This window comes from Arthrobacter sp. P1_A5 (assembly GCF_056406825.1).
In genome coordinates this window covers 1-8,597 of record NZ_JBFTZL010000157.1, presented here as the reverse complement: position 1 = coordinate 8,597, position 8,597 = coordinate 1, and the positions used below count along the sequence as shown (strand labels likewise).

The following is an 8,597-nucleotide window of genomic DNA, read 5'->3' as shown; positions in this document are numbered from 1 at the left end:
GGACCGATCCGTAGTCCCAGGCCTCGCCTGAGCCTGGCACGGCGGCGTCGATCAGGAGCAGCTCCTCGCCCCAGTCGCTGAAGTCCTCAGGCGCGGCGGCCATGGTGACGGCCCTGATCAGTTTCATCCCGGCGTCGTGCACTGTCCGGACGTCGGCGGGTGAGCGGTCCCCGTGGAGCTGGACCCAGGCCAGGCCCGCCTCACGGGCGACGGCGACGGCGTCGGCGGCCGGTTCGTGCCGGAACACCCCCACCGCGGGCACCCCGTCCGGGACGTGGGCGAGGAGGTTCCTGACCTGTTCCGGCGTGACCTCCCGGGGGCTGCGGGTCAGGACGAAGCCGACGGCGTCCGCGCCGGCGCCTGCCGCGACGCGGACCGCATCCGGGGTGCTCAGGCCGCACACTTTGACAAACATTCGGGCTCCTTCTGGGCGCTTCCTGCCTCCGACGTTAGCAAGGCCGGGCCCTAGCCGCCGACTTTGCGTCGACACGGGCGTGCGCAGTCCCCGCCGGCGTGCCGGCGGCGTCGGCGCGAGCGCCGTCCCCGGAAACGGGCCGATAGGCTGAGGCCATGGAGATCATCCGCTATGCCGAGCTCAAAGCCCACCCCTGGCGCAGCGGCGGCGGGGTGACGCGCGAAGTGGCGCGCCATCCACGGACCCCGTCCATGCAGACCGGCCCGCAGACCGCTCCGCAAGATACAGGGCAGGACAACGCCTGGGACTGGCGCGTCAGCATTGCCGAAGTCTCCAAAGCGGGCCCCTTCTCCGCCTACGCCGGAATGGACCGTGTACTGACGGTGGTTGACGGCGACTTGCTGCTGCTGAGCGTGGACGGGGCCGAGCATCCGCTGGAGAAGTACCGGCCGTTCCGGTTCTCCGGCGACGCGGACTCGGCGGGGGCGCTGCCCACCGGCGACATCCGGGATCTGAACGTCATCACCCGCAACGGCGCCTTCAAGGGCTACACCTCCATCATCGAGCTGTCCAAGAAGCGCGCCCATCCGGTGTTCGCGGGCCAACTCGGCATCCTCCTGCAGGGGCAGGGGACGGCCAGCCCCGGGACTGCCGGCAGCCTTCCCACCGGGCCGGCCGCCGTCGCCGCCCCCGAGCCGGAGCGCGTCGAGCTGAACCGTTACGACGCCGTCGTCGGCGCCGATACCGCGACGCCGGAAATCCTGGGCCGCGGATTCCTGGCTGTCATCTCGATCGACCCTGCGGAACCCGGCACCGTATAGCGCTGTCCGCCTACACACGGGCGCCGCTGACACGCACCGAGTCCCCGGACAGCCGCTGCGCGAGCCAGATCGGGACGATCGAGACCACGATCAGCACGACCGCCACGACATTGACCACGGGCGCCTGGTTCGGACGGAAGAGGTTCTGCAGGATCCAGATCGGCAGCGTGGTCTCGCCGGCCCCGATCGTGAACGTGGTAACGATGATCTCGTCGAAGCTCAGCGCGAAGGCCAGCAGGCCGCCGGCCAGAAGCGCGGAGCGGAGCTGGGGGAAAGTCACCAGGCCGAACGTGGTGAAAACACCGGCGCCGAGGTCGGCAGAGGCTTCCTCGAGGCCGGCGCTGGTGCGGCGGAGCCGTGCAATGGCGTTATTGAACACCGTCACCATGCAGAACGTGGCGTGGGCGATCACCACCGTCCACAGGCTCAGCGGGACGCCCAGGATCGTGGTGAACATGTTGTTCAGCGCGATGCCCGTGACAACCCCTGGCAACGCGATGGGCAGGATGACCAGGAGGTTGATGACGTCGCGGCCGAAGAACTCGTAGCGCTGCAATGAGATCGCCAGCAGCGTCCCCAGCACCAGCGAAATGATGGTCGATACGACCGCCACCCACAGGGAGGACACGACGGCGTCCCTGACGCCGGGCGAGTCAAAGGCCTTGCCCCACCATTCCAGTGTGAAGCCCTTGGGCGGCCAGCCGAAAGTCCGGTCCGCGTTAAACGAGTTCACCACCACCAGCAGCAGCGGTGTGTAGATGAACAAAAACACCAGCGCCGTGACAATGCCCAGGACCACCTTGGCGCTACGGGAAAGTCTCATGATGCTCCTCGCAYTACAGGCTGTTCAGGGCGCCGGTGCGGCGGACGACGAAAAGGTAGAACATGATGATGGCGATCGGCACCAGCGATACCGCGGCGGCGAACGGCAGGTTGTTGGCCGCTCCGACGTTGGCGTAAATCACGGTGCCCAGCATCTGGGTGGTCCCGCCGACGATCTGCGCAGTGATGTAGTCGCCCAGGGACAGGGAGAACGTGAAGATCGTGCCCGCGATGATGGAGGGGACCAGCAGCGGAAGCATGACCAGGCGCATGGTGGTGAGCGGCTTCGCGCCCAGGTCCCCGGAGGCCTCCAGCAGGGAGTCGGGCACCCGGTCAAAGCCCGCGTAGATCGGCAGGATCATGTACGGCAGCCAGATGTAGGACAGGGTTAGGATGACGGCGGTTTCGCCGTAACCCGGCGAGGACAGTCCGATCGGGGCCCCCAGCCACTCCAGCAACCCACCCTCGGACAGAACATTCCGCCAGGCGTAGGCCTTGACCAGGTAGCTTGCCCACAGCGGCATCAGCACGGCCACCACGAGCAGTTTCTCCCAGCGGGCGGGAGCGACCTTGGCGATGAAGAACGCGATGGGCAGTGCCAGGATCATGTCAATCACGGTGACCGCCACGGCGATCCACAATGTCCGCAGGGTGATCCGCTGATACACCGGATCGGTCAGGACCGTGACGATGTTTTCCGTGGTCCAGACCGTGGACACCTCCCCGGTGAAGGTGTCCACGGTCCAGAACGCGGTGATAAGCAGTGCCGCCAAAGCGGCGATGTACACCAGCACCAGCCAGCCCGCCGGGGCGGTGAGCAGGGCCGCCAGCCTCAGCCGGGGCGAGCGGTGCAGCAACGCCGAGAAGGCGTTGGTTTTCGCCCGCGGCACGGCCCCGGCATCGCCGGGCGCCCCGGGCGGCAGCTGTTGCGTATGAAGTGCCATCTCGCCTTAATCTCTGCCGGCCCCCGGGGCCGGCTCGTTGTTGCGGGTTTGGTGCGGCAGAGCCGGAATCAGCCCTTGATTTCCGTCCAGGCCTTGGTCCATTCCGAATAGTCGGTGCACTTGACGTCCTTGCGGCCATCGAGGCACTCGGCCACCGGTGTGGTCCAGAACCAGATCTTGTCGGCGTAGGCCGCATCACCTGAGTGGTACGTCTGGCAGTGGTTGGGATCCTTGGTCAGCTCGCAGGCTTTCGCGTTGGCCGGCGATTCGCCAAAGTACTCCGCCACCTGGGCGTTCGCCTTGGGGCTGGCGATGTAGTCGAGCCACTTGTAGGCGCAGTTCGGGTTCTTGGTCTTGGAGCCGATCATCCAAGTGTCCGACCAGCCGGTGGCGCCCTCGTCCGGGACGAGGGTTGCGACCTTGGCGCCGTCTGCCGTCGCGATGTTGGCCCCCACCTGCCAGGTGGTGCCGACCACGGTGCTCCCGGACGTAAAGGCCTGGACCTCCTTGACGACGTCGCTCCAGTACTCGCCGATGTGCGTGCGCTGCTGCTTGAGCAGGTCAACGGCCGCGGTCAGCTRGTCCTTGTCGAGGGCATAGGGGTTCTTGATGCCGAGGTCCGGCTTATGGGCCATGAGGTACATGGCGGCATCGGCGATGTAGATGGGCGAGTCGTAGGCCGTGACCTTGCCGGTGTTCTTGGCGGCGTCGTCAAACACCGCGCTCCAGGAGGCGGGCGCCGGGGTGACCTTGTCCGTGGAGTACATCAGCAGGTTGGCGCCCCAGCCGTGGGGCATTCCGTAGTTGACGCCGTTGACGGTGTTCCAGGCTTTGTCCTTCAGGAACGGGTAGATGTCCGGGTAGTTCTTCAGCAGGCTCATGTTGACCGGTTGCACGTCCTGGCCGGCGATCAGGCGCAGCGATGCATCCCCGGAGGCCGAGATAACGTCGTACTGCCCCGTGCGCATGAGCGTCACGGCCTCGTCCGAGGTGCCGAACGGCTTGAAGCTGACCTTGCACTGGGTTTCCTGTTCGAACGGATGCACCCAGTCGACGGCCGGGTCGTTGCTGCCATCCTCGACGTAGCCGGGCCATCCGAGGATGGACACCTGGCCTTCACCGGTGCCGATCTCGGTCTTGACCGGCTGCGCCGACTGTGCAGAACCCGATCCACCGCTGGTTCCKCAGGCCGACAGCGCGAGGGCTGCGGCTGCAACCACCCCGACTACGAGGGAGGCCTTAGTTCCTGGTGCCATGATCCGTACCTTTCGCTGTGGAGAAAAACTCTGGACTGGAACGCTGCGCCGCGGCACGGACGGCAACCCCGCCCGGCATGGCCCGGCGTCAGGTAGTGCCGGGGACCGGAAGCCAAACGACGGCGTCGTCGTCCCAGCTGACTGTGACGGGCCCGTTCACCAGATCGGTGTCGCCGCCGGGCAGCTTTTCCGGAACGAGCGCGACGACGGCAGGTCCGCCGTCGAGCTGCACCCGCACCTGGGTGGCGTGCCCGACGTATACGAACGACGTCACTGTCCCGGGCCGGGAGGTGGTGCCGGAACGGTGCTCCGGTTCGCCGGTCCAGGCGACGCGCAGCCGCTCGGGACGGATGCACAGCGGCTCCGGCCGGCCATAGATGGCCTGGGCCTGGCCGGCGTCGAAAATGTTGGAGGTGCCGACGAAGTTGGCCACGAAGGTGCCGCCCGGGCGCTCGTAAATTTCGTGCGCGGTGCCGATCTGTTCGATGCCGCCGTTGTTGAACACACCGATCCTGTCGCTCATGGTCAGGGCCTCCTCCTGGTCGTGGGTGACGAAGATGAAGGTGATACCCAGCGAGCGCTGCAATTCCTTGAGTTCGACCTGCATCTGCTGCCGGAGCTTGAGGTCCAGGGCACCGAGCGGCTCGTCCAGGAGGAGGACCTTGGGCTCGACCACCAGCGCCCGGGCCAGGGCAACGCGCTGCCGCTGGCCGCCGGAGAGCTGGGCGGGTTTGCGGCCGAGGAACTTCCCGAGCTGGACGCGGTCCAAGGCTTCCCTGGCCCGCTCCCGCCGCCGGTTCCCGTGCATGCCGCGCACCCGCAGCCCATAGGCGACGTTGTCCACCAGGGACATGTGCGGGAACAGCGCGTAGTCCTGAAATACGGTGTTGACGTCCCGCTGGAAGGGCGCCATGGCCGTGACGTCCTTGCCCTCGAGTTCGATAGTTCCGGACGTCGGCAGCTCGAAGCCGGCGATCAGGCGCAGGACCGTCGTMTTGCCGGAGCCTGACGGGCCAAGCATGGAGAAGAATTCCCCGTGGCGGATGTCCAGGTCCACGCCATTTACCGCGACGGTGTCCCCGAAGACCTTGGTGAGCTTACGCAGACGGATCGCCGGAACCTCTTCGTTTCCGGTCGAGGTGCCGGCGGCCAGTGTTTCGGTCATGGGGTGCGCCTTACTCCGTTGCCGGATCGTCCACAGGAACCACGCAGCCGAATGTGCTCCAGTCCACACTGGGCTGCTGGGCCAAATGCTATTACTCCATAGGTTTTGTGTATAGACCCTCCGGCAAAGCCCGGATTAGGATGTCATCAGCCCGGGCGGCGCGCGGCGACACCGCGGAAGCCGCACGGATGCACGGCCGGGGCAGGGCGGATACCGCCGGAGGGAAGGGAGGCCCGAATGGTGTTGTCGCCCACGGGCGCCTCCCGGAGCCTGGCGGCGGTGTTCACGCCGATCAAATCACGCGGGCTTGTCGATGAAGTGTGCGGCCGGATCGAACAGGCCGTGGAGACCGGGCTGCTCACCAGCGGCCAGCGGCTGCCGAACGAAACCGAGCTGGCCGCGGCCCTCGGAGTGTCCGCGGTAACGGCACGGGAGGCACTCTCCCAGCTGCGTGCCTCAGGAATCATCCGGACCGCGCGCGGCCGCAGCGGCGGAAGCTTCATCGCCGACGACGTGCTGCCCTCCCGGGAACGGGCCCTGGCGCAACTGCATGAGCTGAGCCGGCTGCAGATCAGGGACCTCGCGCTGCATTACCAGGCGATCGCCGCGGCCTGCGCGGGCGTGGCGGCCCGCCGCTCCGACGCCGCCGACATCGCCACGCTGCGCTCGTTCATCCCCGCAGCGGACGATGACCCGCTGAGCTGGCGTCTGGCCCTCTCGGAGTTCCTGCTGGAAGTCGCGGCCATCGCCCGCTCGGCCCGGCTTGCCCGGGAGCTCATCCGGCTGCAGGCAGATCTCGGCACCCTCACCCTGCTGCCCTGCGCCGACACCGGCTACCGCGGACGCACCGCCGTGATCGTCGGTGACGTGGCAGCCGCCATCGAGACCCACGATCCCGGGGCCGCCGAAACGGGGGTCAAGGCCCTCATCTCCGCCACCACCGACTGGCTGCTGACCGAACAGGCCAAAAGCTATTGACCGCACCCGCATCCCGGAGCCACGATCGTGGCCAACTTTTGACCGCAAATGTCCGGCACCTTCGAGCTAAGGCAGCACCGATGTCCGAAACCACCTCCACCGCAGGCCCCACCACAGCGTCCATGGCAGCGCCGGCCGAACCCGGCGATGTTGGGAAGGCGGCCCAGCTGGCCGCAGCCGAACTCGACGCCACCATCGCCGGCATCGAGCACCGCCTGACGGAATGGGCCGCTGACACCGGGGCCGCCCTGGCCGCCATGTCCGGCAAAGTCACCGGCACGGCCGTGGACAAGCTCATCCGTCCGGTGGTCGAGGAACTGGTGCAGCTGCCCGGCGGCTACGCGGCCGGAGCGGGGTTCATCGCCAACGCCGGGCTGCTCGGGCCCGAGCGCAGCTATATCGCCTGGTGGCAGGGCCCGGATCTGGAGCACGTCGACGCGCTGGCCAACTTCAGTCCCAACTCCATCAGCCGCTACGTCAAGGCCGAATGGTTCCGGATCCCCGTGGAAACAGGACGGGCCCACGTCACCGGGCCCTACGTGGATTTCCTCTGCACCGACGAGTACGTCCTGACCTTCACGCACCCGGTGTTTACCCGCCCGGACGGCCCGGTCGCGGGAATCGTGGGCATCGACGTGACAGTTCAGCGCCTGGAACGCGGAGCCATGGCGGCGCTGCGGCGGATCGGCGGCCGGGCCACACTGGCCAATGCCGACGGCCGGGCCATAGTGTCGGCGGCGTCCGATATCGACGCCGGCGACCTGACCGCGCCGAACGAGCCGTGCGCGCAGTACCCCGTGGGGCGCACGTTCACTCTCTGCAGCGACGCCGTCGGGCTCTGATGCCGATTTGCTAAACTTGGAGGCCAAGGCCCTCTTCCAGGCCTCCGGACGACGGTTCAGTACCCGGCACGCGACAAGACTGGCCACAGGAGCTGTCATGTCGTGGCTAATACTCATTCTTTCCGGGGCGCTGGAGGCCGTTTGGGCCGCCGCCCTGCACCGGACCGCCCAGGCCAGGGGCCGCCGCCGGCTTGTCCCGGCCCTCGTCTTCCTCGTTTCCGTCCTCGCCAGCACCGGCGGGCTCGCCGTCGCCATGCAGTCCATCCCAACCGGAACGGCCTACGCCGTGTGGGTGGGGGTCGGCGTCGTCCTGACGTCCGGCTACGCGATAGCCGCCAAAGTTGAGCGTCCGACCGCGGCACGGATCCTGCTTCTTGGCGGGATTGCCGCGAGCGTCGCCGGTCTGAAGCTGGTGGCGTGACCATGGTGAAACCAGCTGCAATGTCATGGATGATCCTGCTCGCTTCCGCTGTGCTGGAGGCAGTCTGGGCCACGGCACTGGGCCTGTCCGACGGGTTCTCCCGCCCGTTGCCGACCCTTGTGTTCGCCGTGACGGCCACCCTCAGCATGGTGGGGCTCGGCTTGGCCGTGAAGCGTATTCCGCTCGGCACCGCCTACGCCATCTGGGTGGGGATCGGCGCCGCACTGACGGTCGGCTGGGCGATGGCCACCGGCGTCGAACCGGCCAGTCCGCTCAAGCTGCTGTTCATCGCCGGGATCGTCGGCTGCGCGGCGGTCCTGAAGCTCCTGCCGGCAAAGGAACCGGCACAAAGCGCTGTCCGGCCGGACTCCCCCGCGGAAATTCCCCACGTTTAGGGCAGTACGACGGCGTGTCCCCTGCGGCGCGCCGTCGTGCCGGCCGCGCAACAGTCAAAGGTGGGGAGAATCGTCTGCCCGGCCGATAACAGGGGCCGGAATAGCCGCGCGCATCCTGGGGTTCTTGGCAGGGACGGAAGTCCTACGGAACTATTCAGTGCGCGAATGGAGACCAAGATGACGGCAGCAACAGTCCGGCTCGGCGACGGCCTTATGGTCAGCCCCCTGGGGTTCGGCGGCATGGCCCTGACCCCCGTCTACGGCGACGTGGACCCGGCCGAGGCCCTGCGGACCCTGCATCACGCGGTGGACGCCGGCGTCAGCTTCATCGACACGGCGGACATTTACGGCGGCGGCAGCAACGAGGAGCTGATCGCGCGGCTGCTCAAGGAACGCCGCGGCGAAGTCCAGCTGGCCACCAAGTTCGGCCTCGTGGGCACACCGTCGGCCGGCTACACGGACATCCGCGGCGACGCCGCCTACGTGCGGCAGGCCGTGGACCGCAGCCTGCAACGGCTGGGCACCGACACCATTGACC

At 67.6% G+C, this 8,597-nt stretch carries 11 protein-coding genes and 1 riboswitch; of the genes, 6 read left to right on the top strand and 5 right to left on the bottom strand.

What is annotated here, in order from left to right; translation table 11 throughout:
• Positions 1-415 (bottom strand): phosphoribosylanthranilate isomerase (locus AC1D1S_RS16735; RefSeq protein WP_476994969.1); only part of this gene is annotated, 415 nt, incomplete at its 3' end.
• A 155-nt stretch (positions 416-570) separates the two neighbouring features.
• Here AC1D1S_RS16735 and AC1D1S_RS16730 point away from each other — a divergent pair.
• Complete coding sequence (locus AC1D1S_RS16730) at positions 571-1,236, top strand: HutD/Ves family protein (protein WP_476994968.1); 666 nt, start codon at positions 571-573, stop codon at positions 1,234-1,236.
• A 10-nt stretch (positions 1,237-1,246) separates the two neighbouring features.
• Here AC1D1S_RS16730 and AC1D1S_RS16725 read toward each other — a convergent pair whose 3' ends face one another.
• The 4 genes from AC1D1S_RS16725 to AC1D1S_RS16710 all read right to left on the bottom strand — a co-directional run bounded on the left by AC1D1S_RS16725 (position 1,247) and on the right by AC1D1S_RS16710 (position 5,423).
• Positions 1,247-2,059: an ABC transporter permease gene (locus AC1D1S_RS16725; protein ID WP_243180628.1), complete on the bottom strand. Its 813-nt coding sequence runs from the start codon at positions 2,057-2,059 to the stop codon at positions 1,247-1,249.
• Between the two features lie 13 nt (positions 2,060-2,072).
• Entirely contained in the window at positions 2,073-3,002 is a 930-nt protein-coding gene (locus AC1D1S_RS16720; RefSeq protein ID WP_459385745.1) for an ABC transporter permease, read from the bottom strand.
• Positions 3,003-3,070: 68 nt separating this feature from the next.
• Positions 3,071-4,258: an ABC transporter substrate-binding protein gene (locus AC1D1S_RS16715; protein WP_476994967.1), complete on the bottom strand. Its 1,188-nt coding sequence runs from the start codon at positions 4,256-4,258 to the stop codon at positions 3,071-3,073.
• 88 nt (positions 4,259-4,346) lie between these two features.
• Positions 4,347-5,423, bottom strand: a complete 1,077-nt coding sequence (locus tag AC1D1S_RS16710; RefSeq protein WP_476994966.1) for an ABC transporter ATP-binding protein — start codon at positions 5,421-5,423, stop codon at positions 4,347-4,349.
• Between the two features lie 237 nt (positions 5,424-5,660).
• On the opposite strand from AC1D1S_RS16710, the gene AC1D1S_RS16705 reads away from it, so the two are divergent.
• The 5 genes from AC1D1S_RS16705 to AC1D1S_RS16685 form a co-directional block, all read left to right on the top strand.
• Positions 5,661-6,401, top strand: coding sequence for a FadR/GntR family transcriptional regulator (locus tag AC1D1S_RS16705; protein WP_476994965.1), 741 nt, complete (start codon positions 5,661-5,663; stop codon positions 6,399-6,401).
• An 80-nt stretch (positions 6,402-6,481) separates the two neighbouring features.
• On the top strand, positions 6,482-7,243 hold the full coding sequence (locus tag AC1D1S_RS16700; RefSeq protein ID WP_243180624.1) for a cache domain-containing protein: 762 nt from the start codon (positions 6,482-6,484) through the stop codon (positions 7,241-7,243).
• Between the two features lie 23 nt (positions 7,244-7,266).
• Positions 7,267-7,331: riboswitch (guanidine-III (ykkC-III) riboswitch) on the top strand.
• Between the two features lie 9 nt (positions 7,332-7,340).
• Complete coding sequence (locus AC1D1S_RS16695; protein WP_028275448.1) at positions 7,341-7,664, top strand: DMT family transporter; 324 nt, start codon at positions 7,341-7,343, stop codon at positions 7,662-7,664.
• Positions 7,665-7,684: 20 nt separating this feature from the next.
• Entirely contained in the window at positions 7,685-8,059 is a 375-nt protein-coding gene (locus tag AC1D1S_RS16690) for a DMT family transporter (protein ID WP_476994964.1), read from the top strand.
• Between the two features lie 177 nt (positions 8,060-8,236).
• On the top strand, positions 8,237-8,597 hold a 361-nt coding region (locus AC1D1S_RS16685; RefSeq protein WP_476994963.1), incomplete at its 3' end, for an aldo/keto reductase.

Bases quoted from the DNA above. Each gene is read 5' to 3' on its own strand.
- AC1D1S_RS16730 (WP_476994968.1), top strand. From the start codon at position 571: ATGGAGATCATCCGCTATGCCGAGCTCAAAGCCCACCCCTGGCGCAGC.
- AC1D1S_RS16725 (WP_243180628.1), bottom strand. From the start codon at position 2,059: ATGAGACTTTCCCGTAGCGCCAAGGTGGTCCTGGGCATTGTCACGGCG.
- AC1D1S_RS16705 (WP_476994965.1), top strand. From the start codon at position 5,661: ATGGTGTTGTCGCCCACGGGCGCCTCCCGGAGCCTGGCGGCGGTGTTC.
- AC1D1S_RS16700 (WP_243180624.1), top strand. From the start codon at position 6,482: ATGTCCGAAACCACCTCCACCGCAGGCCCCACCACAGCGTCCATGGCA.
- AC1D1S_RS16695 (WP_028275448.1), top strand. From the start codon at position 7,341: ATGTCGTGGCTAATACTCATTCTTTCCGGGGCGCTGGAGGCCGTTTGG.
- AC1D1S_RS16690 (WP_476994964.1), top strand. From the start codon at position 7,685: ATGTCATGGATGATCCTGCTCGCTTCCGCTGTGCTGGAGGCAGTCTGG.